The organism is Rhodanobacter sp. BL-MT-08, assembly GCF_054161255.1.
This window is the reverse complement of the sequence record NZ_CP167872.1, coordinates 3,235,267-3,260,603: the sequence shown is the minus strand read 5'-3', so window position 1 is coordinate 3,260,603 and position 25,337 is coordinate 3,235,267. Positions and strand designations below refer to the sequence as shown.

Sequence of the window (25,337 nt, the reverse complement as noted above, 5' to 3'; positions counted from 1 at the left end):
GTACGTAAAGGGCTAAAGGTGGTGAGAGCTGCGGCAGTGGATGCCGCAGGGCTTTCCAGTGAAGTTAATTCAGGTTAGAATTGCGCGTTTACCGCGCACGAAAGCATCGGAGATAACACATCATGGCGCGCATTGCGGGTGTCAATTTGCCGGTCCAGAAACATGTCTGGGTTGGTCTGCAGAGCATTTTCGGTATCGGCCGCAGCCGGGCCAAGAAGGTCTGCGTGGATGCCGGAGTGGTTCCGACCACGCCGATCAAATCACTCAGCGAGGGCGAGGTGGAGAAAATCCGCCACGAAATCGCTAAGTACACCGTCGAAGGCGATCTGCGCCGTGAGGTGGGTATTGCCATCAAGCGTCTGATGGATCTGGGCTGCTATCGCGGCCTGCGCCATCGTCGCGGTCTGCCGGTGCGCGGCCAGCGCACGCGTACCAACGCACGTACCCGCAAGGGTCCCCGTCGCGCGATCAAGAAGTAACGGATTTCGAATATGGCTAAGCCGGTTAAAACCAAGAAGAAGATCAAGCGCGTTGTCACGGACGCCGTGGCCCACGTGCAGGCTTCTTTCAACAACACCATTGTCACCATCACCGATCGTCAGGGTAATGCTCTGTCGTGGGCCACTGCCGGCGGCGCCGGTTTTCGTGGTTCGCGCAAGTCCACCCCGTTCGCTGCCCAGGTCGCTGCCGAAAAGGCCGGCCGTGCTGCAGGCGATTACGGTGTAAAAACGGTCGAAGTGCGCATCAAGGGCCCAGGCCCGGGTCGCGAGTCGGCCGTGCGTTCGCTGAACGCGTTGGGCTACAAGGTGCTCAACATCATTGACGTTACGCCGATTCCGCATAACGGCTGCCGTCCCCCCAAGAAGCGTCGAGTCTAAGGAGCATACCCATGGCCCGTTATCGTGGAGCTACCTGCAAACTCGCCCGTCGTGAGGGTGCAGATCTCAGCCTGAAGAGCCCGGCGCGCGCGCTGGATTCCAAGTGCAAGCTGGAAAACAAGCCCGGCCAGCATGGCGCCAACAAGCGCATGCGCATGTCGGACTACGCCGTGCAGCTGCGTGAAAAGCAGAAGGTCAAGCGCATCTATGGTGTGCTTGAGCGCCAGTTCGCCAACTATTACTCCAAAGCGGCAACGACCAAGGGCAACACGGGTGAAAACCTGCTGCAGCTGCTTGAGAGCCGTCTGGACAATGTCGTCTATCGCATGGGTTTTGCGGTTACCCGCGCCCAGGCTCGTCAGCTGGTTGCCCACAAGGCCATCCTGGTGAACGGCAAGAAGGTCAACATTCCTTCCTACCAGGTGCGCCCGGGCGACGCGATTGCTTTGACCGAGCGCGCACGTACCCAGCTGCGCGTGCAGGAAGCGTCGACCATCTTCGACACCATGGATCTGCGTCCGATCTGGGTCGAAGTCGATGCCAAGAAATTTGAAGGTACGTTTAAGTCGGTGCCGGAACGCAGTGATCTGCCGTCCGACATCAATGAAGCCCTGATCGTCGAGCTTTACTCGAAGTAATTTTACCGGAGCTCTGCATGGCAGTTTCGTCAACTAGTGTGCTGCGGCCTCGGGGCCTCAGCGTCGAACAGCTCGGAGCCAATCGCGCCAAGGTCGTGGTAGAGCCGCTCGAGCGTGGTTTCGGCCACACCCTGGGCAATGCGCTGCGCCGCGTGCTGCTGTCCTCGATTCCCGGCAGCGCCATCGTCGAAGTGGAAATCGACGGCGTGCTGCACGAGTACACCACGCTCGAAGGTCTGCAGGAGGACGTGATCGAAGTCTTGCTCAACCTGAAGGACGTGGCCATTCGTCAGCATTCCGGCGATGAAGTAACGCTTACTCTGTCCAAGAAGGGCAAGGGTGTGGTCACGGCCGGCGACATCGTCGTCGATCACACGGTTGAGATCATCAACCCGGAGCACGTGCTCTGCCATCTGACCAAGGACATTGCGCTCAACATGCGTTTGAAGGTGCGTCGCGGCGTCGGCTACCAGCCCGCCAGCACGCGTCAGCATCCGGATGACGAGGCGCGGCCGATCGGTCGTCTGCAGCTCGATGCATCGTTCGCGCCGATCCTGCGCGTGGCCTACGAAGTGGACGCCGCTCGCGTTGAGCAGCGCACCAACCTCGACAAGCTGGTGCTGGATATCGAGACCAACGGCACCATCGGCGCTGAAGATGCGGTCCGCAAGGCTGCTGAAATCATCAACGATCAGCTGTCCGTGTTCGGTGACTTTTCGCGTCGCGAGAGCGCCACCGACAAGGCCGAGAAGAGCGGCTTCGATCCGCTGTTGCTGCGCCCGATCGACGATCTGGAGCTCACGGTGCGGTCGGCCAACTGCCTCAAGGCCGAGAGCATCTACTACATCGGCGATCTGGTTCAAAAGACCGAAGTCGAGCTGCTGAAGACGCCGAACCTTGGTAAGAAGTCGCTGACTGAGATCAAGGATGTGCTCGGTGGCCGCGGTCTGGCCCTCGGCATGAAGCTTGAGAACTGGCCGCCGCCGGGTCTGTCGCACGGTATGCAGTTGGGTTGAGTATGTAGTGCGATCGTCCTTGATCGCCTACTAGTAAGCCTTTAGCTGGAGTGCTTAGAGCGCTCCAGCTAAAATGGAAACAGCGGCTATTCGTGGCCGCAGCTTAATTTGGCGATCCGTCTTGATCGCCGAGTATGCGGTTTGGCCGATAGGCGTTTGCCGCTGAGCCAGCCGCCCAAGACGGCGATGTACGGCCGTACTTCCAATAAGAGCCCGTGTTTAAAAGGCTCCTCATAGCGGGTAACCGCGGGAACCCGGACACAAGCGCCGGTTTTTCATAACAACAGACTTCAGAGACTTTTGCCATGCGCCATCAAAAATCCGGTCGCAAACTCAACCGCACCAGCTCGCACCGCGAAGCCATGTTCAAGAACATGGCTTCCTCGCTGTTCAAGCACGAGTTGATCCGCACCACCCTTCCCAAGGCGAAGGAACTTCGCCGCGTTGCCGAGCCGCTGATCACGCTCGCCAAGGTCGACGGCGTGGCCAATCGCCGCCTGGCTTTCTCACGCATGCGCGACAAAGAGGCCGTAGGCAAGCTGTTCGTCGAGCTGGGCCCGCGTTACCGCGAGCGCGCCGGTGGCTATCTGCGCATCCTCAAGTGCGGCTTCCGTCCGGGCGACAACGCGCCGATGGCGTATGTCGAGCTGGTTGGTCGCCCGCAGGTCGAGGCTGTCGACGCCGAGTAATCGGTTTGGCGGTTTTGCATCGCTTGCATCCCGCCGTGTCGCGCCAAAAATAAAACCCGGCAGGTAACGCGCCGGGTTTTTTGTTGTCTTTGTTTTCTGCACAGGCTGCCGGCGTCTCTGCGATGCTGACAGCGGCTTGGTGAGCAGGTAATGTCATCGTCCCCGCAAGGCATCAACACGCCATGAACCCATTCCGCTGGTCGTACCGCCTCTGTTTCCTGCTCGGCTTTTTCATCTGCGTCGGACTGCTCGGTTTCGCGCTGTATGCCGAGCACGCGTGGGGCATGAATCCCTGTCCGCTTTGCATTTTCCAGCGCATCGCTTTCATCGTGATGGGCGCGTTCTTTCTCCTGGGCGCCATCGTAGGGCCTCGTGCGGGCGGTCGATGGATTACCACCGGCGGCGCCCTGCTGGCTGCGCTCTTCGGTATCGGCGTGGCCAGCCGGCATCTGTGGATTCAGTCGTTGCCGGCTGATCAGGTTCCTTCGTGCGGACCGCCGCTGGATTACATGTTTGGCGCCTTTCCGTTTGCCAAGGTGCTGAAGCTGGTTTTTACCGGCTCCGGTGAGTGCGCCAAGGTCGAACCCATACTCGGTTTGCCCATACCTGCATGGAGTCTTTTGTGGTTTGTCTTGCTGGCGATACTGGCGACCGTTGCCACGCGTCGACGGAGTGCGCTGCGATGAATGTGCGACAGTTGAATGTGACATCGACGGATTCGACCAGCCCCGCGCTTCCGCAGGCCGTGGATTGGTCGCCGGATACCTGGCAGCGGCGCGAGGCATTGCAGCAGCCAAGTTACGAGGATGCGGCCGAGCTTGCAGAGGCGAGCGCTCATTTGTCGCGACTGCCGCCGTTGGTCACGTCGTGGGAAGTGCTGGCGCTGAAGCAGGCTTTGGCTGAGGCGCAGGACGGGCACCGTTTTGTATTGCAGGGTGGCGACTGCGCGGAGAGCTTCAACGACTGCACCAGTCCGATCATTTCCAACCGGCTCAAAGTGCTGCTGCAGATGAGTCTGGTGCTGGTGCACGGGCTGAAAAAGCCGGTGCTGCGGGTGGGTCGCTTTGCGGGGCAGTATGCCAAGCCACGCTCGACCGACAACGAAACGCGCGACGGCGTGACCTTGCCGAGTTTCCGCGGCGATCTGATCAACGGTCAGGCGTTCACTCCTGAAGCGCGCCGGGCCGATCCGCAGCGGCTGATCCAAGCGCATGCGCATTCGGCGCTGACGATGAATTTCGTGCGCGCGCTGATCGACGGCGGCTTTGCCGATCTGCATCATCCGGAGTACTGGGATCTGGCCTGGGTCGAGAGTTCACCACTCGCGGCCGAGTACCGCGAGATGGTGACTAACATCGGCGACTCGCTGCGCTTCATGGAGACGCTGGCCGGGCCCATCGCCGGGTTTTCGCGCGTCGATTTTTTCACCTCGCACGAGGCGCTACTGCTGCACTACGAGCAGGCGCTGACCCGCCAGGTACCGCGGCACCGCGGCTGGTTCAACTTGTCCACGCACTTTCCTTGGATCGGCATGCGCACGGCCGCGCTGGACGGCGCGCACGTGGAATATTTCCGCGGCATCAGCAATCCGATCGCGGTGAAGATCGGCCCGACGGTCACGCCAGAAAGATTGTTGCCGCTGATCGAAGCGCTGAATCCGCATGACGAGCCGGGCCGGCTGACGCTGATCCATCGCATGGGTAACGCGCAGATCGCCGAAGGGCTGCCGCCGCTGCTGCAGGCGGTGAAGCGCGAAGGTCGGCGCGTGCTGTGGGTGGCCGATCCGATGCACGGCAATACCGAGAGCACCTCGAACGGACACAAGACCCGCCGCTTCAACAATATCGCCGGCGAGCTCGATCAGGCGTTCGATATTCATGCTGCCGCCGGCACGCGGCTGGGCGGTGTGCACCTGGAGCTTACCGGTGAAGACGTCACCGAATGCATGGGCGGCGCGCGCGATTTGTCCGAAACCGACCTGGATCGTGCGTACAAGTCGATGGTCGACCCGCGCCTGAACTACGAACAGTCGCTGGAGCTGGCGATGCTCATCGTGCGCAAGTCGGTCGGCACGACGGGCACCTGATGCGACCATCGCGACTGAGCCCGTCGGGCTCGCCACCCAGCACTGTGCCTGTCGCTACTGAGCGGTCGGCGCATCGTTGATCGAGCGGGGAAACGTTGGCGCTCGCCACGCATGCGTATGCTGCTCGAAACCGTAGCCGATCGCGACCAGCGTCGGCTCGCTCCACTTGGCGCCAAACAGCACGATGCCGACGGGCAAACCGTGCGCCCATCCGGCCGGCACGGTCATTGACGGATAGCCGGAAACGGCCGCGGGCTGTGACGCGCCGCCAACCGTCGGATCGCCGCTCACGATATGATCGCCCAGCACCGGATCGGTCATATAGGCCGGGCCCCACGAGGGCGCCAGCAGGGCATCGAGATGGTCGGCTTTCAACGCCGCGTCAATGCCTTCCGGCCCGGCCAGCCGTTTGGCCTTTTCCAGCGCCTGCGTATAAGCCGCGTCCGTGAGTGGCCCCCTGGCTTCGGCCTGCTCGAACAGCTCCTGCCCGAACCACGGCATTTCGCGCGCGGCTTCGCGCTTGTCGAAGGCGATCAGGTCCGACAGCGTATGCACGCTCAGTCCGTGGCGCGTGGCCAAATAAGCGTTGATATCGTGCTTGAAGTCGTACTGCATCACGGTGGACTCCGGCTCGCCCAGTTCGCTCAGATGCGGCAACGTAACCGGATCGATGATGATGGCGCCCTGCGCCTTCATGACGGCAATCGCCGCATCGAGAACGCGATCGGCATTTGGCTCGGCGCCGGCGAGCTGACGCACCACGCCGATGCGTTTGCCGCGCAGGCCGTTCGGATCGAGAAATCGGGTGTAGTCGGTCGCGTGTTTGTCAGCGTCAACTGTTGCCGGATCGGCGGCATCGCTGCCGGCGATGACGCTCAGCAGAGCGGCCGCATCGGCGACATTCCGCGCGACGGGACCGGCCGTATCCTGATTGTGGCTGATCGGCACGATACCGCTGCGGCTGACCAAACCGAGCGTGGGCTTGATGCCGACGACGCCATTCATCGATGACGGGCAGATGATCGAACCGTCCGTTTCGCTACCGATAGCCACCGTCGTCAGGCCGGCGGCCACTGCCGCGGCCGAGCCGGCGCTGGAGCCGCAGGGATTGCGGTCCAGCGCGTAAGGATTATGCGTCTGTCCACCGCGACCGCTCCAGCCGCTGCTGGCATGGGTCGAGCGATAGTTCGCCCATTCGCTGAGATTGGTCTTGCCCTGGATCAGGGCGCCTGCGCGACGCAGACGCGTGACGAGTGCCGCATCCTGCGACGCCGGTGCGCCCATCAGCGCCAGGGATCCGGCGCTGGTCTGCATGCGGTCGCCGGTGTCGATGTTGTCTTTCAGCATCACCGGAATGCCATATAGCGGCCCGTGCGTTTTTGGCCGCTGCTTGTCCAGCGCCGTCGCCAGGCTTGCCGCGTCGGGATTGACCTCCAGCACGGCGCGCAGCATCGGGCCGCTCTGATCGATTTGCTTAATGCGCTGGCCGAACTGTTGAGCCAGGTGGGCAGTGCTGAGGTGGCCTGCGTCCATCTGCTGCTGCAGCTGGGCTATGGATGCGTAGACGTAAGGCACATCCTCCGCGGCGCTGGACGCGCATGCTGCACAAGACAAGACGACGGCAAAAATCATGCGGACCATGGTGGACTCCGGGCGGTTGTTACACAGGGTATCGTGGGTCAGCGGTGTTGCGGTGACCCTGCGATTGCGCGACGCAGGCACCGGCGCACGATATCGATGAGAATGCAGGGATGAATGTTCGCAACATGCTGAAAACAGTAGCCGGTACTTTCGGCAGCTGGCGTTCGACGGCTTTGCTTCTGATGCTGCTGGCGCTGCGCCCCGGCATGGCGGCTGACGCTACCGCGCCAGCGCCGATCCCCGACACCTTGCAGCAACGCATGGCGGCCTGCACTGCCTGCCACGGCGATCATGGCGAGGGCGCGGCGGACAGTCGTTTCTTTCCTCGGTTGGCGGGCAAGCCTGCCGACTATCTCGCGCGGCAGTTGAGTTATTTTCAGAGTGGCCAGCGCAAGTATGCGCCGATGCAGTACATCACCAAGCCGCTGAGCCCGGCGTACATGCATGAGATGGCTGCGTATTTTTCGGCTCAGGTGGTGCCGTACAAAAGCTCGCCTGTGCCGACGCTTTCCGCCGCGGTGCTTCAGCGCGGCGAGCAGATCGTCACGCAGGGCAATCCATCGGCCAAGCTGCCGGCGTGCCAAAGCTGCCACGGCAAACAGCTCACCGGGGTAGAGCCTAACATTCCCGGGCTGGTCGGCTTGCCGTATGACTACGTGAGCTCGCAGCTGGGTTCGTGGCGCACCGGCACGCGCGCGTCGGGAGCGCCCGATTGCATGGCGCAAATTGCCAATCGCCTGAGCCCCGACGACATCACGGCGGTGTCCGCGTGGCTGGCCAGTCAACAGCCGCCGGCCGATACGCACGCGCAAGCGGCTGGCTCGGTCAATCCGCCGTTGGCGTGCGGCGTGCTGGGTGCTAAGGGAGACGGCGCATGAAGAAGTGGCTGCGCCGCCTGCTGGTTCTGCTGGTGCTGCTGGTTCTCGCGGCGGCGCTGCTGCTCTGGCTTTCCCGCGATCGTGCCGAACCGCTGCCCGCTGCGATGCGCAGCGTCGGTGCGGCGACGCTGAAAAATCCCGCCCTGATTGCTCGCGGCGAATACCTCGCCACGGTCGGCGACTGCCGCGTTTGCCACACGGCATCCGGCGGCCAGCCGTATGCCGGCGGGCGCAGCGTGGTGACGCCGTTCGGCGACATTCCTTCGCCCAACCTCACGCCGGACAACGCCACAGGGATCGGGCCATGGCGCTTCGAGGATTTCTGGCGCGCTCTGCACAGCGGTATCGGCCAGAACGGCAAGCTGCTTTACCCGGCCTTTTCCTATACGGCGTTTACCAAGGTGAGTGCGGACGATGCGTTGGCGATCTTCGCTTACCTGCGCTCGCTACCGCCAGTGAATCAGCCGTCTGGACGGCCAAACCTGCGCTTTCCTTACAGCGTGCGCGACATGATGATCGGCTGGCGCCTCATGTATTTCCATGAAGGCCAGTACAAAGCGGATGTCAGTCAATCCGCGCAGTGGAATCGCGGTGCTTACCTGGTGCAGGGCCTGGGTCACTGCAACGAATGCCACGACGCGCGCAACAGCCTCGGCGCCGCGTCCAGCCAGCAGCCGTTGTCGGGCGGTGAGATGCCCGCGCAGAACTGGTACGCGCCCGATCTCAGCACCCGGCAGAACGGCGGGCTGCAGGGCTGGAGCCGTGCGGACATCGTCGATCTTCTGAAGACCGGCCAATCACGCCAGGGCGCGGCGTTCGGCCCGATGGCCGAGGTCGTGACCGAAAGTACGCAGCACATGACTGACGACGATCTGCAGGCGATCGCCGTATATCTGCAGTCGCTGCCCGCGCGGGCCGTGGCCGCAGCGCCGGACGAAGCGTTCCGCGACAAGGCCCTGGTCGATCAGGGTGAGAAAATCTACGCGCAGCAGTGTGCGAGCTGTCACCGCCAGGACGGCAGCGGTGTCGCCGGCATCTATCCGCCGCTCGACCGCAACGCGTCGGTCACCGAGCCGGTGGGTGTGAATGCCACTCGAGTGGTGCTGCTGGGCGGCTTTTCGCCGGGCACCGCGGCCAACCCGCGGTCGTATTCGATGCCGCCGTTTGCGCAGCAGCTCAGCGACACCGAGGTCTCCGCCGTGGTGAGTTACATTCGACAGGCCTGGTCGAATCACGCACCGGTCGTACAAGAGCGCGACGTCAGCAAATACCGCACGACGCCGGTCGACTGAGCTTGTCAGTGGCTTTGCTGGGCGCGCATCGTGCGGGTGAGTTCGGCCAGGGCCAGCCACGGTGAGATCGTCCAGTGGCCGCGCGCCTGCCCCGACGGCGAGGGCAGCACGAAGATCTGCGTGTCGCCGATCGTGCCGGGTTGCAGGCCGTAGTCGACCGAATGGCCGAGTGCAGCGCGCGCGCCGTTCTTGCTGGTGAAGGCGAGCACGCGCGGCGAGTAATGTTCGATCTTGGCGAGCAGTGCGGCGGCATCGAAGGCGTCGCGCGGCAGCTGATTGTCATTGCCGATGTGGTGCTTGGCCAGATCGGTCAGGCCGATGCCGTAGTTCGGCAGCTGCGGAAATTCGGCCGGTTCCAGCAGGCGCGGCGTCAGCGCCGCCTGATGCAAGGCCCGCCAGAACAGGTTGCCCGGATGCGCGTAATACGCGCCTTCGGCGGCCGAGCGTTTACCGGCGGCGGTGCCGCAAAATACCAGCGCGAGGCCGGGTTTCAGCACGTCGGGCAAGATGTGGCTGCTATCGGCTTGCATGAATTTTGGCGTCATCAATCATCGAGCCGAGCACGCCGTGCTGGCGCGTCGTCGAGCAGAAAATCGGTGAACTGAAAACGGCCATCGCGCAGCACGGATTCTCCGCGGCGCAGCTTCAGCGCTTGGCGAAACAGCGGCCCGTCGAAAGCCAGCGTGTGGAATTCACCGCGCTCGCCACAGGGGTCGACGCCGGGCGGCAGCTGGTCGAGCAGGGCGCTGTTGAACTCACGGCCACAGTACTCGGCGCCTAGCTGCTGGGTGTCCACGCAGCAAAGCATGGCGCGATGCCCTTCGCTGACAAAGCGTCGCGACAGCGCGGCGGTATCTTCGCCCCACAGCGGAAACACCGCGCGCCAGTTGTCGCGACCCAGCTGGCGCACGCGGTAGTCGCGCACATCCTGTAAAAACAGGTCGCCGAACGCGCAGTGGCGGATGCCCGGCCAGCGCATGCGGGCTTCGACCAGCCCTTGCGAGTGCGCCTCCTCATAGGCTTCGTTGCTGCCAGGCCAGTCGAGTAGCACTTCAACCAGCGGCAGCCCCAGCGCTTCGGTTTGCGCCAGCAAAATATCGCGCTTGATGCCGTGCATGGCGACGCGGGAATACTGCCGGTTGACCGTTGTCAGCAGACCCACCACCTGCCACTGCGGATCGGCCAGCAGCCGCTGCAGCGCGAGCAGGCAGTCCTTGCCGCCGCTCCAGGCCAGTAGTGTCGGGGTCGCGGTCATGCCGCTACTTTACGCGATGCTTGGCGAGTATTTGAACGAGTTCTGTACCCCTTGGCGACGCGCCGTGGACGCCGCGACCGCCACACTGGCGCGATGTCATTGACCGAACTATGGAATCAGGATCCGTGGGTGCGGCTGGGCGGCGCAGTCTGCGGTGCGCTGGTGCTCGCCGTGATCATCCGCCGCGCCGGCTGGGCGGTGATGCGACGGCTGGCGCGCGGCCGTCCGCTGGCGGCCGATGTGTTGCGCCGGGCCAGCGCGCCGATGGAGTGGTTGGTGCCGCTGCTCATGCTGAGCCTTGCGCTGCGCCTCGCGCCCGAGGCCAATCGGCTGCTGGCGCTCGACCTCTTGCAGCATATGTTGCTGGTTGCGCTGATCGCCACGGGCGCGTGGCTGCTGGTGCGCTGCGTGGGGGCGCTGGAAGGCCTGGCGATTCACCAGTATCCGATGAACAAGGCCGACAACCTGCGCGCGCGCCGCGTGCTCACCCAGGTTCGCGTACTCAGCCGAACCTTCAACGTGCTGATCGTGCTGCTCGCGCTGTCGATGATCCTGCTGACGTTTCCGAACGTGCGCCAGATCGGTACCAGCCTGCTGGCGTCGGCCGGCGTGGCCGGCCTGGCGCTCGGCTTCGCGGCCAAGCCGGTGCTGGGTAATCTCATCGCCGGTCTGCAGATCGCTCTGACCCAGCCGATTCGGCTCGACGACGTGGTGATCATCGAGAACGAATGGGGCCGCATCGAGGAAATCACCGGCACTTACGTGGTGGTGAAAATCTGGGACGAGCGCCGCCTGGTCGTGCCGCTGAACTGGTTTATGGAAAACCCGTTCCAGAACTGGACGCGCACCAGCTCCAAGCTGATCGGTACGGTGTTTCTGTGGGTTGATTACAGCCTGCCGCTGGAGCCGCTGCGCGAGGAGCTCAAGCGCATCTGCGCGGGCGCGGCCGAATGGGATGGCTGGGTCTGCCTGCTGCAGGTCACCGACGCCAATGAAAAAGCCATGCAGCTGCGAGCGCTGGTCAGTTCGGCCGACTCACCGCTGAGCTGGGACCTGCGCTGCCGCGTGCGTGAGGGCCTGATCGCGTTCATCCAGGCCAACTACCCCCAGAGCCTGCCGCGCCTGCGCGCCGAGCTGGAGCAGCCGCCGCTGTCGCGATCCCTGGCTGATCCGGCCATCGATCCGGCGCCGAACTGAATCAAGCAATCAGTGAGAAGGCCGTCGTAAATCACTGATGTTGCAGACTACCCGGCGAAAGGTTTCATCGACAGGCAGGCTCGTCAACGGCTATAAAGAAGATCAATTGGGGGAGTGTCCGGTGAGTGAAGAAATTCTGATCAACGTGACGCCGCGCGAGACGCGCGTCGGCGTTGTCGAGAACGGCATGCTGCAGGAGGTGCACGTTGAACGCGCCTCCAAGCGCGGCTACGTCGGCAATATTTACAAGGGCCGCGTGCAGCGCGTGATGCCCGGCATGCAGGCCGTTTTCGTCGAGATCGGGCTGGATCGCGCCGCGTTCCTGCACGCTTCCGATATCGTGCGGCCGGCGCCGCTGCCGTCCGCCGATGGCACCGAGCCCAGCGGCAATGGCAATGGCCACACGCCGTCGATCAGCGAGCTGGTGCATGAGGGTCAGGAGATCGTGGTGCAGGTGGTCAAGGACCCGATCAGCACCAAGGGCGCGCGACTCTCGGCGCATCTGTCCATTCCGTCGCGCTATCTGGTGCTGCTGCCGTATGCGCGCACGCTGGGTATTTCCACGCGCATCGAGGACGAGCCCGAGCGCCAGCGCCTGAAAGACGTGCTGACACCGCTGATCGGCGAAAACCCCTTGGGTTACATCGTGCGCACCAATGCCGAAGGGCAGAGCGCCGAGTCACTGGCGTTCGACGTGACCTACCTCGGCAAGGTGTGGCGCGTGGTGCAGGAAAACATCGCCAAGGCAAAAGTCGGCGAGCGCGTTTACGAAGAGCTGTCGCTGCCGCTGCGCAGCCTGCGCGACATGCTCAACGACGATATCGAAAAAGTACGCATCGATTCGCATGCTACCTTCGAGAAAGTGGTGAAGTTCGTGCACAAGTTCATGCCGCACCTGGACGACCGCATCGAGCATTACGACGGCGAGCGGCCGATCTTCGACCTGTATGGCGTCGAGGATGAAATGCAGCGCGCGCTGAAAAAGGAAGTGCCGCTGAAATCCGGCGGCTATCTGATCGTCGACCAGACCGAGGCGATGACCACGATCGACGTCAACACCGGGGCCTATCTGGGCACGCGCAATCTGGAAGAGACGGTTTATCGCACCAACCTCGAAGCGGCGCAGGCCGCATCGCGCCAGCTGCGTCTACGCAACCTCGGCGGCATCATCATCATCGACTTCATCGACATGATCGACGAGGAGCACAAGCGTCAGGTGCTGCGGATGTTGAGCAAGGGGCTGGCGCGCGACCACGCCAAGACCACGGTGTATCCGATGTCCGCGCTCGGTCTGGTGGAGATGACGCGCAAGCGCACGACCGAGAGCCTGGCGCGCCAGCTGTGCGAACCCTGCGCCACCTGCAACGGGCGCGGTCAGCTGAAGACCGCCGAAACGGTCACCTACGAAATTTTTCGCGAAATCACCCGCGCCGTGCGCCAGTTCAACGCCGAGAAATTGCTGGTCATGGCCAGTCCGTCGGTAGTGAACCGCATACTTGAAGAGGAGTCCGGTGCGGTCGCCGAATTGGAAGAGTTCATCTCCAAAAGCATACGATTCCAGGCCGAAGAGCACTATTCGCAGGAACAGTTTGATGTGGTTTTGCTGTAGGTCCGGCCTAAAACCCCGAGCCACATTCGGCGCGGATAGCCGCGCGTGAAGGCGCTGTGGCACCGGCGGCTGCACGGCTGTGCGCGTGCAGTGGGCTGGATCGGCGGCAGCGCGGTGATTCTGCTGGCCGTGGTGATGGCGCTCACCCAGCTGCTGCTGCCGCTGCTGGCGCAGCATCCCGAATGGGTTGCCGCGCAGCTCAGCGAGCGGCTGCAGCGCCCGGTCAGCTTCGCCTCGATGGAAGGCCGCTGGACACCCTCCGGGCCGCTGTTCGTGATGCATGGCGTCACCGTCGGTGCACAGAACGGCCGGGCCGGCGCGCCGCTGCAGGTTCCCGAGTCCGAACTGAAGCTCGATTTCGGCGGCTGGCTGGCGCCGTCGCGGCATCTGGTCAACCTGCACGTGCGCGGGCTGGAGCTGGATCTGGTGCGCGGCGCCGACGGCGGCTGGCATGTCAACGGCATTGGCGTGGCGGGTGGCAAAAGCAAGCAGCCGCTGTCGCTGGGCCCGCTGTCGATGGACCTCTGGCTGGAAAATCTTCGCGTCGTCATCTCCGATGCGCAGCCCGGCAAAAATTACACCTTGCTGGCGCCGCAGCTTCGCCTGAGCCGGCAGGGCGATCACATACGTTTCGGTGGGCTGCTGCAGCGCGATGGTGCGTCCGCGCAGCTGCGTACAGCGGGGCGTTTTCGTGAAGACGGGAGCTCTGGCCATCTGTGGCTTGGCGCGGACGACATCGATCTCAAGCAGCTTCTTTTCGGTATCGATATGGACGGCTATACGGCTGAACAAGGTCACGGCAAGCTGGCTGCGTGGCTCGACTGGTATCGTGGAAAAGTGGTCGGCAGCACGATTCGGCTCGATCTCGATCAGCTGTCGGTAAGGCATGCCGACGGAGCGCGGGCTGGCGTGTCGTCCCTGCACGGCATGGCCGGGTTGCGCCGCACGGCCGATGGTTACAATGTGCGCTGGGCTGGCGATGACGGCAGCCTGCTGGCGCTGAATCTGCATCAGCCCGCGGGTCAGCCGATCCGCGTCGGCGTTGCGGCGCGTGAACTGCAGGTGGCGCCGCTGCTGCCCTGGCTCGCGTTGAAGCCCGATCTCGGCCTGCCGTTGGCACAGTGGCTGGGCAGCGGACACCCGCGCGGCGATCTCAATCGGTTGGCCTTGCAATGGAATCAGACCGATGGCGTGCAGGCCATCGATGTGGCATTCACCGGGCTCGCGATTGATCCGGTGGGCAAGTTGCCCGGCGTGAACAGCCTGCATGGCGAGCTGCGCGGCGATACGGAAGCGTTCTCCCTGGAGTTGCCGGCGCAACCCGCCACGCTGCAGTTTCCGCAGGGCTTTCGTCAGCCGTTCGCATTGACGAATCTGAGCGGCACGCTGGCAGTATGGCCGGACAACGGCGATTGGCATATCGGCGTCGATGCGTTGGACTTCGCCGGCGCCGGTTACGCAGGTGATGCGCGCGGCGAGATCGCGCTGCCGGCGCGCGGCGGCGCGCCCTTCCTGGATATGTACGCCAGCCTGGACCACGCCGACCTGCAGGCGGCCAAGGCCTACCTGCCGATCAACGCGCTGCCGCCGGCCACGGTCAGCTGGCTCGACAATGCGCTGGTCGAGGGCAGTATCGATCAGGCCCAGGTGCTGGTGCGCGGCAGCCTGGCCGACTGGCCGTTCCGGCACAACGAAGGCCGCTTCGAAGCGCGCGCGCCGGTCTCCGGTCTGGTGTTCGACTACGGCAAAGGCTGGCCGCGCGGTGAAGGGCTCGATCTGGTTGCCAGCTTCGTGAACAACGGTTTGTCCGCCGAAGCCGCGGCGGGTCAGGTGCTGGGCGTAAAAGTCGATCATGCCGCGGCGCAGATTCCCGATTTTGCCGATCCCGTGCTCGATCTCTCCGTGCAGGGCAGCGGCAGCGGCGCCAGCCTGATGGAGTTCGCGCGCAAGAGCCCGATCGGCAGTGCGCAGGCCGAGACGCTGGCCAAGCTCAATCTGGGCGGCAGTGGCGCGGTCGATTTCCATCTGGCATTGCCGCTGGCACGGCCGAACGAGGGGCAGGTGACTGGCACCGCCCAGTTGAAGGATGCCGACCTTACCGCGCCAGAGTGGAACCTCAAGCTCGACAAGATCAACGGACCCTTGCGCTTCGACGGGCACGGTCTGCAGGGTGGCCCACTGGACGTCGGCTTTCGCGGACAGCCGTCCAAACTGCAGCTGGCCATTGCGGGCGGCAACGCCGATCCCAACACGACGTTCTCGGCGCAGCTGACCGGGAATTATCAGTTGGCGGAGCTGCTGCAGGATTACCCGACGCTCAAATGGCTGGTGCCGCTGGCCGACGGCCGCAGCGATTTCACCATCGGCTTCACTATCGCGCATCCGGCAGGCAGTACCGCGCTGACGCAGACGCTGAGCGTCGATTCTCCGCTGACCGGCATGACGTTGAACCTGCCTGTGCCTTTGAAGAAGTCGGCATCCGAAAGCCTGCCGCTGCAGCTGACGCTGGGCCTGCCCGTTAGCGGCAGCGATCTGCGGCTGGCCCTGGGGCAGGTCGCGCGCGGGCATTTCCGCCTGGCCGACGGCGCGCAGAAGCCGCTGGCAGGGACCATAGCACTGGGCAGCGACATGCCGAACGATCTGCCGGCGCAGGGGCTGCGCATTCGCGGGCATGCCGAACAGCTGGACATTACCGGCTGGGTGCAGCATGTCGCTGCCAGCGGCAGCGGAGACGGTCCCTCGCTGGAAAGTCTCGACATCAGTACGGCGCAGGCTGCGCTATTCGGTTATCCGTTCGGCGCCATGCAGATCAAGGCGAAGCCACAGGCTGATGCGATCAGTGTGGATGTCGATGCGGCGTCCATGGTCGGCAATTTCAACATACCGACGCGCGAGATGGGCAAGCGAGGCATCACCGCACGCCTGCAGAAACTGTATTGGCCAAAAGAAGCATCCACTCCGGCCAACGCAAATGGCCGTCCCAATCCTTCGCCGCCTGCTGGCGCCGCGGCGAGCGGCTCAAGTTCCCCGACCGTTACTGCCGCGCCGGAAGCAATGCCAGCTGACAACCCGGCCAACACCGGCATCAACCCCGCTGCGCTCCCGCCCTTCCATCTATGGCTCGCCGACCTGCGGCTGGATGATGCCAGGCTCGGTGAGGCGCGGCTGGAGACCTGGCCGACCGCGGCCGGCCTGCATATCGAGCAGCTGCGCGCAATCTCCAGCCGAGTGCAGATCACCGCCGGCGGCGACTGGGACGGTTCGGCGACCGACAGCCACACACACATGAAAATCGATTTTGCTGCCGCCGATCTTGGCGGCATGCTGAGTGCGTTCGGTTTTCAGGGTCTGGTCGATGGCGGCAAGACTAGCGATCGGCTGGAGGCGAGCTGGCCGGGTGCGCCCAGTGCGCTGACGCTGGCCAGCATGGACGGTACCCTCAACGTGCATGTCAGCAACGGTCGCATTCCCGAGGTTTCGTCGCCGGGCGCCGGCCGATTGCTGGGCCTGGCGTCGGTCGCCGAGTTGCCACGTCGCATGACTCTGGATTTCGGCGACGTATTCGGCAAAGGCCTGGCGTTTGACTCGATGGCTGGCGATTTCCGCTTGGCCAACGGAACCGCCACGACGGACAATTTCAAGATCCACAGTTCCGCCGCGGAAATCAGCATCACCGGCCGTACGGATATGCGCGCCAAGAAATTCGACCAGCAAATTGTCGTGGTGCCGCACGCCGGCAACAGTCTGCCGATCGTTGGTGCCGTGGTCGGTGGTCCGCTTGGCGCTGCGGCGGGCTTTGCCGTTCAAGGTCTACTGGGTCATGGACTCAACAAGGCGGTGGGCGCGCGCTACAAAATCACGGGCAGCTGGGACAAGCCGATCATGACCTTGATCGAAAAGCATACGTCCCCCGCGCTGCCGCCCGCAGTGGTTGCACCGATGCCGGTCAACGCATCGAAGAACGTCGAGCCTGCCTCCGCGCAGTCAATCGGTTACTGATGCCTCGCCAGCCAATCAGGCCGCCGGTTCGGCCGGCTTGGTGCTTCCGCGAAACGGAAACAGCTGCTGGTTGACGAAGCCGTCCGGCATGTAGTCGCCCACTACGCCGTAGCGTGCAGGAAACTTGTCATCGGTCTTCACGGCCGTGCCGAACAGGTGATCGATGAAGGCGTAGTGCGCGGCGTAATTCTTGTCGATCGCCACATCGTCGGACGCGTGATGCCAGTGGTGGAAATTGGGCGTCACGATGACGTACTTCAGCGGCCCCCATGGAAGGTGCACGTTAGCGTGGTTGAAGACGGCCTGGAATCCCACGATCAGGATGTAGCCGTTCATCACCGACTCGCTGAAGCCCAGGATATACAGCGGCGCCAGCACACAGACGCGGGTGGCGATCAGCTCGAGCATGCTCTGACGCGAGCCAGCCAGCCAGTCCATCGTTTTTACGCTGTGGTGCACCGAGTGGAAGCGCCACAGAAACGGCACCTCGTGATAGGCGCGGTGCGTCCAGTACTGCGCCATGTCGGCCACCAGCACGCACAGCAGCAGTTGCGGCACGAACCAAATGTGCTGCACAAACTGCTGAAAGTTGCTGCGCACCAGCCAGCCAAACAAATGGTGCAGTAGAAAATTCACCGTCAACAGCGCCAGCCCGACGATGAAATGATTCACCGCGAAATGCTTCATGTCGGTCTGCCACTCGGGCCGAAAGATCGGCTGGCCCCTGTACAGCGGGAACAGCTTTTCGATCACCACAAAGATCAGCGTGGAGCCGAGCAGATCGAGGATGAACCAGTCCAGCCCGATATACGGCGTGTGGTCGGGAAAGTTGCCGACCGGCACGCGTGAACCGCCAAGTGCCACGGCGGCGATCACCATGACGAACGCCGCAATATTGATATTTCGCTGGCGGTTGAGGATCAGATTGCCCAGCGACAGCGCGCCGGCAACCAGCAGCGCACCGAACAGCGCCTGGCGCAGCACGTCCACCGAATATTTCACCCGCAGCTCGGGCGTGGTCAGATACTGCGGAAAGTGAAAAGCCACCACGCCCAGCAGGCACAGGATCGCCAGCGACATGGCGATCGCCGTGGTCACCATCGCCTTGCCCGGTTCCAGCTCGCCGCTGCCGCGGAACATCTCGCGGGTGTCATCGACCACCACGCCGAGACGTTCGGCCGGTGCGATCACGGCGGCATCAATCAGTTTGTGCGCGAACTTGCGTCCAGAGGGATGCATCATCAGCGTTCCTGCGTCAAAGAGTGCATGCGGGGCGGTCCATCCGGACCCTCGAGCGCATGGTAGCGCCAAGTACGGGCCAAGCGCATGTCGGCGACGGCCTTGTCTGGCTTGCCGTCGCGCTTGCGGCCGCGGGCTTTAAGCCGCAGGATTTGGCCATATCTCGTTAGTCCCACCGCATCAGAAACGGCAGAAACCCATGGATTCATTGATTGCCCAGGCCGAACGCCGGCTGCTCGCCCCGGGCGGCATCGCCGCGACCGACCTTGACCGCGTGTTCAATCAGCTGATGGGTCCGTCGATCGACGCCGCCGACCTGTACTTTCAGCATTCGCGCAGCGAGTCGTGGCTGCTGGAAGAGGGCATCGTCAAGGACGGCAGCCACTCGATCGAGCAAGGCGTGGGCGTACGCGCCATCAGCGGTGAAAAAACCGGCTTCGCGTATTCCGATGAAATCGTCATGCCGCAGCTGCTGGACGCCTCGCGCGCCGCGCGCGCCATCGCCCACGACGGTAACGGTGCCGGCAAACCGTTGGCGCTGAACGGCGCGCGCCAGCTGTATCCGGCCATTGATCCGGTCGACAGCCTGCCGAACCCGGAGAAGATCGCGCTGCTGCGCGAGGTCGATGCGTACGCGCGCTCGCGCGATCCGCGCATCAAGCAGGTCATCGTCAGCATCGCGGCCACCATCGACACGATTCTTATCGCCGCTTCCGACGGCACGCTGGCCGCCGATGTGCGGCCGCTGGTGCGGCTCAACGTGCAGGTGATCGCCGAACAGAATGGACGCCGCGAGCAGGGTCACGCCGGTGGCGGCGGTCGATACGGCTACGGCGAGCTGATCGCCAACGGCCGCGCGCTGGCTTTCGCCGACGAAGCCGTACGCCAGGCGCTGGTGAATCTCGACTCGGTCGATGCGCCGGCCGGCAACATGACCGTCGTGCTCGGCCCCGGCTGGCCGGGCGTGCTGCTGCACGAGGCCATCGGTCACGGGCTGGAAGGCGACTTCAACCGCAAGGGCAGCTCGGCGTTCTCCGGCCGCATCGGCCAGCGCGTGGCGGCTAAGGGTGTGACCATCGTCGACGACGGCACTCTGCAGGGTCGCCGCGGTTCGCTCAGCATCGACGACGAAGGCACGCCGACCGAGTGCACCATGCTGATCGAGGACGGCATCCTCAAGGGCTATATGCAGGACAAGCTCAACGCGCGCCTGATGGGCATGGCGCCTACCGGCAACGGTCGCCGTGAATCGTTCACTTCGCTGCCGATGCCGCGCATGACCAACACCTACATGCTCGCCGGCCAGCACGATCCGGCCGAGATCATCCGCTCGGTCAAGAAGGGTCTGTATGCGCCCAATTTTGGCGGCGGTCAGGTCGACATCACCAGCGGCAAGTTCACCTTCAGCGCCAGCGAGGCCTACCTGATCGAGGACGGCAAGATCACGCGTCCGGTGAAGGGCGCCACCTTGATCGGCTCCGGTCCGGAAGTGCTCAACCGCGTCTCGATGATCGGCAATGATCTGGCGCTCGACGAAGGCATCGGCGTCTGCGGCAAGGACGGCCAGAGCGTGCCGGTCGGCGTCGGTCAGCCCACGTTGAAGATCGATGGCATGACCGTTGGCGGTACGGCGTCCTAACCGTTTGGACGGCTATACGAAAGGGCGAATTTAGGTTGGGTTGAGCGTAGCGAAACCCAACACTCATCGCCAGGTCACGTTGGGCATCGCTTCGCTCAGCCCAACCTAACCAAACAAAAAAGGCGCCGCGGCGCCTTTTTTGTTTGCCGGCTCGCGAGCTGCGATCAGCGCACCTTGAACAGCACCGGCGACCAGCTGCCGCTGCTGTAGGATTCCTGGCGGCGGCGATGCATTTGTTCGAGGGTCTGCAGGCGGCGCGCCTCGGCCCACTCGACGCGGGAGAGCATGAGCCCGGCCTTGCTCTCGTTGCGGCGCGTGGCTTCGTTGTCGCGCCAGTGGCGGAAATCGTTGTAGGCCTCGATCTCGTGTTTCAGCTCCTGGAAGCACAGCTCGATCATGATCGCGTCATCAAGGAAACCCAGCACCGGCACGTTGTCGGGGATGATGTCGTCCGGGCTGGCGAAGTACGCCAACGCTGCGAGCACGTTGTCCCGATCGGCGTCGGGCAGGCCGAAGCCGGCGTCCTCGACCATCGCGATCATGGTGTCCAGATGCTTGAGTCGGGTGCTGACGAAGTCGGGTAGATCCTTGCGGGTGCTTTCTTCCACCAGCTGGCGCGCAGCGCCGATGATGCTGGCGTCGTCCAGCTTCTCCGCCTTGCTCTGGGCATTCTTCATGCCTTCCACAAACAGTTTGAGGTCCGAGTCGCTCAGGGTGATGCAGATATCCATGCTCATGCGGGCAACTCGCAATAAATTGTGGGAGAAAGCTGAGCCTAAGTCAGGGCGGTGTGCCAGTCAATTGACGTAGCCCGATGATTCGGTCGCCCTGACGAAGGGGGTGTGATCGGCCGGGCCTGCTCACACCCATCGTTTTCAAGGTTCTGCGGCGAAGCAGTGTTTCCCTGCGGGATAAGCCGTCCATCACGATCAAGCATATCGATAAAGCAAAACATCATTTTGCGCGGTCCGCCTGTCGATCAACACTGAATGCCGGTAAGCCGTATCGATGGTCGAGTCTCTGCTTCACGCGGGCGACTCCGGCACAGATTTTCGACGAGGCTTGGCACGGCTTTATCCAGGGGTGCAACGATGAATCAAGTAACGAGAGACGTGCTGACGCAGAGCGATGTTCTCGCCGCTCGTGCCGCGGGCACGAGGCGGGGTTTGTTCTCCAACGAAGACTGGTGGTCGGTGTGGGTCGGGCTGCTGCTGGTCGCTGTCGCGTGGCTGACCTTTGCCTCGGGCAGCAGCATCAAGTGGCTGGCCGCGGCGCCGGCAAAATGGACCGGCGCGGCGCAGGCTGGTGCAGATATCGCCGCTCACCTGCCCAACTACGCGGCTTTGTTCGCGGTTTTCGCTGTCCTTTTTGGCATCGCGTTCACGGTGCTGAAGCAGCGACTGGCGCATTTTCTGCCGGCGTTTCTGATCCTGTTCATGGTTTCTCTGCTGATCTTTGAGACGGCGGCGTGGACGCAGGCATCGCACTACAACCTTGAGGCGCCGCTGGTCGCACTGCTGCTCGGTCTGGTGCTGTCGAATCTGGTTCGCCTGCCGGCCTGGTTCGTGTCCGGTTTGCGGGTGGAGTTTTTCATCAAGGTGGGCATCGTGCTGCTGGGCGCGACGCTGCCGTTCACCCTGTTGGTGTGGGCCGGGCCGGTGGCGGTGGGGCAGGCGACCGTGGTGTCGCTGCTGACCTTCTTCGTGATCTTTTTCACCGGCCGCGCGCTGGGGCTGGATCGCCGCTTTGCTGCCGTGCTTGGCGTGGGCGGTGCGGTATGCGGGGTGTCGGCGGCGATAGCGATCGCCGGCGCCGTGCGCGCCAAGCGTGAGCAAGCGTCGGTGGCGATTACCCTGGTGGTGCTGTGGGCGATCGTGATGATCTTCGTGCTGCCGTTCGCATCGCATGCACTCGGCCTGTCAACCGGGGTAGCCGGTGCGTGGATCGGCACGTCGGAATTCGCCGACGCAGCCGGTATCGCCGCGGCGCAGGCCTACGGTGACATCGCGCGCAGCGCCGGTGGCGCAATCGCCGGCGCGCCTGAAGCGGCGCTGCAAAATTTCACCCTGATGAAGGTCGTCGGACGCGATATCTGGATCGGCATCTGGGCATTCGTGCTGGCCTGGGTGGCGACTACGCGCTGGGATGCCTTCGATGACGGCGTGCAGGTCAAGAAGGTCGACGCCGGCGAAATCCGGGCGCGCTTTCCGAAATTCGTGATCGGCTTTGTGATCGCCTCCGCGCTGATCACCTGGGTCGCCAGTGGGTATTCGCTGGCCGATTACCGCAAAGTGGTGACGCCGGATCTCGTGGCGCCGATCGCCGCGCTGCGCACCTGGGCTTTCACCTTCTGCTTTCTCAGCATCGGATTGACCACGCGGCTGGGTTCACTGAGCAAGACTGGCTGGAAGCCGTTTGTGGCCTTCACGGCGGGCGTGGTGATCAACATCGTCGTCGGCTACGTGATGTCTGTGCACGTGTTCGCTAGTTACTGGGACAGCCTGGGCCGCTGAGGCAGGCGAGGCCCATGATCGTCGCGAATGAACCCGGTCTGTCGCGCGGCGAGCCGGTATCCGTTGCTCGTTGCGCCGACTGCCGCCATGGCCTGAATGACCGTCAGGCAATCGAGCAGCGCATTTCGGGGCTGGCCGTCTTCGGATCGGCCTATGGCGCGAGCATCGGCTCGAGCCGGTTGTGTGTTTTGCACGACCGGCTGGTGTCGCCGGACGATGGCTGCGCCCGATTCAAACCGCTGGAGCAAATCGATGCGTAGCCCATCGACGCACGCTGAGTCCCGGCGACGCCATCACTCCTGGGCGTCGTCGCCTTCACTGTCGATGTCAGCACTATCGCCGGAATCGTCCTGCTTGGTTCCCGCCAGATCCTTCAACAGCTGAAAAATCTCGCGATACGCGCGCGGCGGCTTGTTCGGCGTTTCTTTCTCGAGGCGCGCCTTGCGCACCAGTGAGCGCAGGTGCTGGCGATCGACCTGCGGGTGTTCGTTGATGAGCTCGGACAGCGCGGCTTCGTCTTCGTTGATCAGGCGGTCACGCATCGCTTCGAGGCGATGCATGGCGGCGTTTTCCTGGCGCTGCTTTTCGCGGTTTTCGCCAAGTTCGGCGCGCACCGAGGCAAACACTTCGTCTTCGTAGCGGCGCATGACCTTGGCCAGAAAGGCGAGCTGCCGCTTGTGCGCGATGTGCGCGGTGATGTTGCGCGTGCGAGTGATCTCGTCGCGCACGTCGTCGGGCAGCTCCAGCTTCGCCAGCCGGCTGGGCTGCATGGCGACGAGCTGGCTGGCCAGCGCCAGCACGGCGAGCGCCTCGCGGCGCTGCTGGGTGCGGCTGGGACCGTAGTCTTCTTCGTCGAGTTCGGTCTGGTTGCGGCTGCGGCTCGGGCTCACGGTTTCAATTCCAGGATGGGGCGTTGAGGATCAGGTTTGCGCCGGACGGTCGCTGGCCGGATCGGGCGGGTCGGCCTGTTCGAGCGCGAAACGCGGGATCGGCTCACCGTCCAGTTCGATCGTTTCGACGAACATCGCCGCCGGACGTACCCACAGGCCGTAATCGCCATACAGCGCCTGATAGACCACCAGCGGCTCCATCGTTTCACTGTGCTGCGCGGTGCCCAGCACGCGGTAGCGCTGGCCCTTGTAGTGCCGATAGGTGCCGGGGACGGTTGTCATGGGGGTTCTCCGCGGCTCTTTTCATTCCGCCGCGGCGACCCCATCTGAAGGTCTCAACCCGTTTCGGGATCGCGTGGAATGGCAGGCCGGCTTTGGCGAGCCACTATTCTACGCGTCAAACCTTCAGGAAGCCCAACGTGAGCGAACTCGTTACCCGTCCGAACGCCATCGATCAGAACGCCGTCAGTCAGGACCGCAGCCTGGAAGAACTCGACTGCCTGTCCGAGCTGGCCGAGGATGTGATCCGCCGCGCCCGCGCCGCGGGCGCCAGCCAGGCCGAGGTGGCCGCCAGCATCGACAGCGGATTGAGCGTCAACGTACGGCTGGGTGAGGTGGAGACGGTCGAGCACACGCGCGATCGCGGTTTTGGCCTGACCGTGTATTTCGGCCAGCGCAAGGGCTCGGCCAGCACCGCCGACCTGCACCCGGACTCGATCCAGGCCACGCTCGATCAGGCCTGCGCGATCGCGCGCTACACCGAAGCCGACCCGGCAGCGGGCCTGGCCGATGCAGCGCGCATGGCGACACATTTTCCCGATCTCGATCTGTGGCATCCGTGGGATATCGACACCACGCGCGCGATCGCGCTGGGCATCGAAATCGAGGACATCGGCCGCGCGCATGCCGGCATCACCAATTCGGACGGCGCCAGCGTGCAGGCCGGGCACGGCGTGTCGGTGTATGCCAATTCGCACGGCTTTGTCGGACGCGAACGCGGCACGCGCCACTCGCTGTCGCTGTCGCTGATCGCCGGCGACGAGAGCGGCATGCAGCGCGACTACTGGTATGACAGCGTGCGCCGCGCAGGCGATTTCATCAGTGCCAAGGCGCTGGCCGATCGCGCCGCCGAGCGCACGTTGGCGCGCATGGGCGCGCGGGGCCTGTCGACCCGACAGAGTCCGGTGCTGTTTCCACCGGAGCTGGCGCGCGGATTGATCGGGCATCTGCTCGGCGCGGTAAGCGGCGGCGCGCTTTACCGCCAGGCGAGTTTTCTGCTCGACCACATCGGCAAACAGGTCATGCCGTCGTGGCTCAATATCAACGAGCGGCCGCATCTGATCGGCGGCCAGGGCTCGGGCAATTTCGACGCCGAGGGCGTGGCCACGCGTGACAGTTCGCTGATCGAAGGCGGCGTGCTCTCGCGCTATATCCTGGGCAGCTACTCGGCGCGCAAGCTGGGGCTGGAATCGACCGGCAACGCGGGCGGTATCCACAACCTGATCGTCGAACCCGGCAACGTCGACAATTCAAAAGATGACTTTGCGGCGCTGCTCAAGCGCATGGGTACCGGGCTGCTGGTGACCGAGCTGATGGGCCAGGGCGTGTCGACCATTACCGGCGATTACTCGCGCGGCGCGGCGGGTTTCTGGGTCGAAAACGGCCGGATAGCCTATCCGGTGGAAGAGATCACCATCGCGGCCAACCTGCGCCAGATGTTTGCCGGCATTCTTGCGGTGGGCACGGATGTCGACGCGCGTTCGGCCGTGCTCACCGGCTCGATCCTGATCAATCAGATGACGATCGCGGGCGAGTAGGTCGACGGTCATCTTGCGGTAGCCCACCACAAGGCCGAAGATGTTGCCTGCAAGCTGTAGT

23 protein-coding genes are annotated in these 25,337 nt (G+C 63.7%); 16 read left to right on the top strand and 7 right to left on the bottom strand.

All coding sequences use genetic code 11. The features are described 5' to 3' along the window. Nucleotides 1–122 precede the first annotated feature (122 nt). The 7 genes from rpsM (at nucleotide 123) to ACDK93_RS14505 (ending at nucleotide 5,307) form a co-directional block, all read left to right on the top strand. Nucleotides 123–479, top strand: coding sequence for a 30S ribosomal protein S13 (gene rpsM, locus ACDK93_RS14535; RefSeq protein WP_179479306.1), 357 nt, complete (start codon nucleotides 123–125; stop codon nucleotides 477–479). A 12-nt stretch (nucleotides 480–491) separates the two neighbouring features. Then, complete coding sequence (gene rpsK, locus ACDK93_RS14530) at nucleotides 492–878, top strand: 30S ribosomal protein S11 (protein ID WP_007513384.1); 387 nt, start codon at nucleotides 492–494, stop codon at nucleotides 876–878. Nucleotides 879–889: 11 nt separating this feature from the next. Further along, nucleotides 890–1,516, top strand: a complete 627-nt coding sequence (rpsD, locus tag ACDK93_RS14525; RefSeq protein ID WP_458069567.1) for a 30S ribosomal protein S4 — start codon at nucleotides 890–892, stop codon at nucleotides 1,514–1,516. Between the two features lie 17 nt (nucleotides 1,517–1,533). Beyond that, on the top strand, nucleotides 1,534–2,532 hold the full coding sequence (locus ACDK93_RS14520; protein ID WP_179479316.1) for a DNA-directed RNA polymerase subunit alpha: 999 nt from the start codon (nucleotides 1,534–1,536) through the stop codon (nucleotides 2,530–2,532). A 305-nt stretch (nucleotides 2,533–2,837) separates the two neighbouring features. After that, nucleotides 2,838–3,221, top strand: a complete 384-nt coding sequence (rplQ, locus tag ACDK93_RS14515; RefSeq protein WP_179479318.1) for a 50S ribosomal protein L17 — start codon at nucleotides 2,838–2,840, stop codon at nucleotides 3,219–3,221. Between the two features lie 182 nt (nucleotides 3,222–3,403). Continuing rightward, nucleotides 3,404–3,907 carry a disulfide bond formation protein B gene (locus ACDK93_RS14510; RefSeq protein ID WP_458069566.1) on the top strand — a complete coding sequence of 168 codons (504 nt, stop codon included), beginning with the start codon at nucleotides 3,404–3,406 and terminating at the stop codon, nucleotides 3,905–3,907. Then, nucleotides 3,904–5,307 (top strand): class II 3-deoxy-7-phosphoheptulonate synthase, encoded by a 1,404-nt coding sequence (locus tag ACDK93_RS14505; RefSeq protein WP_458069564.1) that lies wholly within the window; start codon nucleotides 3,904–3,906, stop codon nucleotides 5,305–5,307. Before ACDK93_RS14510 ends, ACDK93_RS14505 begins: the two co-directional genes overlap by 4 nt. Before the next feature lie 54 nt (nucleotides 5,308–5,361). Here ACDK93_RS14505 and ACDK93_RS14500 read toward each other — a convergent pair whose 3' ends face one another. Continuing rightward, nucleotides 5,362–6,948, bottom strand: coding sequence for an amidase (locus tag ACDK93_RS14500; protein WP_458069563.1), 1,587 nt, complete (start codon nucleotides 6,946–6,948; stop codon nucleotides 5,362–5,364). A gap of 125 nt (nucleotides 6,949–7,073) precedes the next feature. On the opposite strand from ACDK93_RS14500, the gene ACDK93_RS14495 reads away from it, so the two are divergent. Both ACDK93_RS14495 and ACDK93_RS14490 read left to right on the top strand, forming a co-directional pair. After that, nucleotides 7,074–7,826: a c-type cytochrome gene (locus ACDK93_RS14495; RefSeq protein WP_458069562.1), complete on the top strand. Its 753-nt coding sequence runs from the start codon at nucleotides 7,074–7,076 to the stop codon at nucleotides 7,824–7,826. Next, nucleotides 7,823–9,118, top strand: coding sequence for a c-type cytochrome (locus ACDK93_RS14490; RefSeq protein ID WP_458069560.1), 1,296 nt, complete (start codon nucleotides 7,823–7,825; stop codon nucleotides 9,116–9,118). The genes ACDK93_RS14495 and ACDK93_RS14490 overlap by 4 nt, the downstream gene beginning before the upstream one ends. A 5-nt stretch (nucleotides 9,119–9,123) precedes the next feature. Here ACDK93_RS14490 and ACDK93_RS14485 read toward each other — a convergent pair whose 3' ends face one another. After that, nucleotides 9,124–9,663, bottom strand: coding sequence for a mismatch-specific DNA-glycosylase (locus tag ACDK93_RS14485; protein WP_458069559.1), 540 nt, complete (start codon nucleotides 9,661–9,663; stop codon nucleotides 9,124–9,126). Beyond that, complete coding sequence (locus tag ACDK93_RS14480; RefSeq protein WP_458069557.1) at nucleotides 9,663–10,373, bottom strand: Dph6-related ATP pyrophosphatase; 711 nt, start codon at nucleotides 10,371–10,373, stop codon at nucleotides 9,663–9,665. Before ACDK93_RS14480 ends, ACDK93_RS14485 begins: the two co-directional genes overlap by 1 nt. Before the next feature lie 93 nt (nucleotides 10,374–10,466). Here ACDK93_RS14480 and ACDK93_RS14475 point away from each other — a divergent pair, with 93 nt between their 5' ends. The 3 genes from ACDK93_RS14475 to ACDK93_RS14465 all read left to right on the top strand — a co-directional run bounded on the left by ACDK93_RS14475 (nucleotide 10,467) and on the right by ACDK93_RS14465 (nucleotide 17,178). Further along, nucleotides 10,467–11,570, top strand: a complete 1,104-nt coding sequence (locus ACDK93_RS14475; RefSeq protein ID WP_458069556.1) for a mechanosensitive ion channel family protein — start codon at nucleotides 10,467–10,469, stop codon at nucleotides 11,568–11,570. A 121-nt stretch (nucleotides 11,571–11,691) separates the two neighbouring features. Beyond that, on the top strand, nucleotides 11,692–13,179 hold the full coding sequence (gene rng / locus ACDK93_RS14470) for a ribonuclease G (protein WP_458069555.1): 1,488 nt from the start codon (nucleotides 11,692–11,694) through the stop codon (nucleotides 13,177–13,179). A gap of 45 nt (nucleotides 13,180–13,224) precedes the next feature. Continuing rightward, nucleotides 13,225–17,178 (top strand): YhdP family protein, encoded by a 3,954-nt coding sequence (locus ACDK93_RS14465; RefSeq protein ID WP_458069553.1) that lies wholly within the window; start codon nucleotides 13,225–13,227, stop codon nucleotides 17,176–17,178. A gap of 15 nt (nucleotides 17,179–17,193) precedes the next feature. On the opposite strand, the gene ACDK93_RS14460 is transcribed toward ACDK93_RS14465, so the two are convergent. Then, entirely contained in the window at nucleotides 17,194–18,420 is a 1,227-nt protein-coding gene (locus ACDK93_RS14460) for a sterol desaturase family protein (RefSeq protein WP_458069552.1), read from the bottom strand. A gap of 196 nt (nucleotides 18,421–18,616) precedes the next feature. Between ACDK93_RS14460 and tldD the strand changes: the two genes are divergently transcribed. After that, entirely contained in the window at nucleotides 18,617–20,056 is a 1,440-nt protein-coding gene (gene tldD / locus ACDK93_RS14455) for a metalloprotease TldD (RefSeq protein WP_458069550.1), read from the top strand. A 164-nt stretch (nucleotides 20,057–20,220) separates the two neighbouring features. Here the strand turns inward: tldD and ACDK93_RS14450 are convergent, their stop codons facing one another. Then, nucleotides 20,221–20,793: a YkvA family protein gene (locus tag ACDK93_RS14450; protein WP_458069549.1), complete on the bottom strand. Its 573-nt coding sequence runs from the start codon at nucleotides 20,791–20,793 to the stop codon at nucleotides 20,221–20,223. 354 nt (nucleotides 20,794–21,147) lie between these two features. Here ACDK93_RS14450 and ACDK93_RS14445 point away from each other — a divergent pair, with 354 nt between their 5' ends. After that, on the top strand, nucleotides 21,148–22,569 hold the full coding sequence (locus ACDK93_RS14445) for a YeiH family protein (protein ID WP_458069548.1): 1,422 nt from the start codon (nucleotides 21,148–21,150) through the stop codon (nucleotides 22,567–22,569). A 14-nt stretch (nucleotides 22,570–22,583) separates the two neighbouring features. Then, entirely contained in the window at nucleotides 22,584–22,829 is a 246-nt protein-coding gene (locus tag ACDK93_RS14440; protein ID WP_458069546.1) for a hypothetical protein, read from the top strand. 33 nt (nucleotides 22,830–22,862) lie between these two features. Here ACDK93_RS14440 and yjgA read toward each other — a convergent pair whose 3' ends face one another. Further along, the gene (gene yjgA, locus ACDK93_RS14435; protein ID WP_458069545.1) at nucleotides 22,863–23,459 is read right to left on the bottom strand and encodes a ribosome biogenesis factor YjgA; all 597 of its coding nucleotides are present in this window, start codon (nucleotides 23,457–23,459) and stop codon (nucleotides 22,863–22,865) included. Nucleotides 23,460–23,489: 30 nt separating this feature from the next. Next, nucleotides 23,490–23,741, bottom strand: a complete 252-nt coding sequence (locus tag ACDK93_RS14430; RefSeq protein ID WP_458069543.1) for a DUF1653 domain-containing protein — start codon at nucleotides 23,739–23,741, stop codon at nucleotides 23,490–23,492. 137 nt (nucleotides 23,742–23,878) lie between these two features. Between ACDK93_RS14430 and pmbA the strand changes: the two genes are divergently transcribed. Then, nucleotides 23,879–25,276 carry a metalloprotease PmbA gene (pmbA, locus tag ACDK93_RS14425; RefSeq protein ID WP_458069541.1) on the top strand — a complete coding sequence of 466 codons (1,398 nt, stop codon included), beginning with the start codon at nucleotides 23,879–23,881 and terminating at the stop codon, nucleotides 25,274–25,276. The last annotated feature ends 61 nt before the right edge of the window (nucleotides 25,277–25,337 follow it).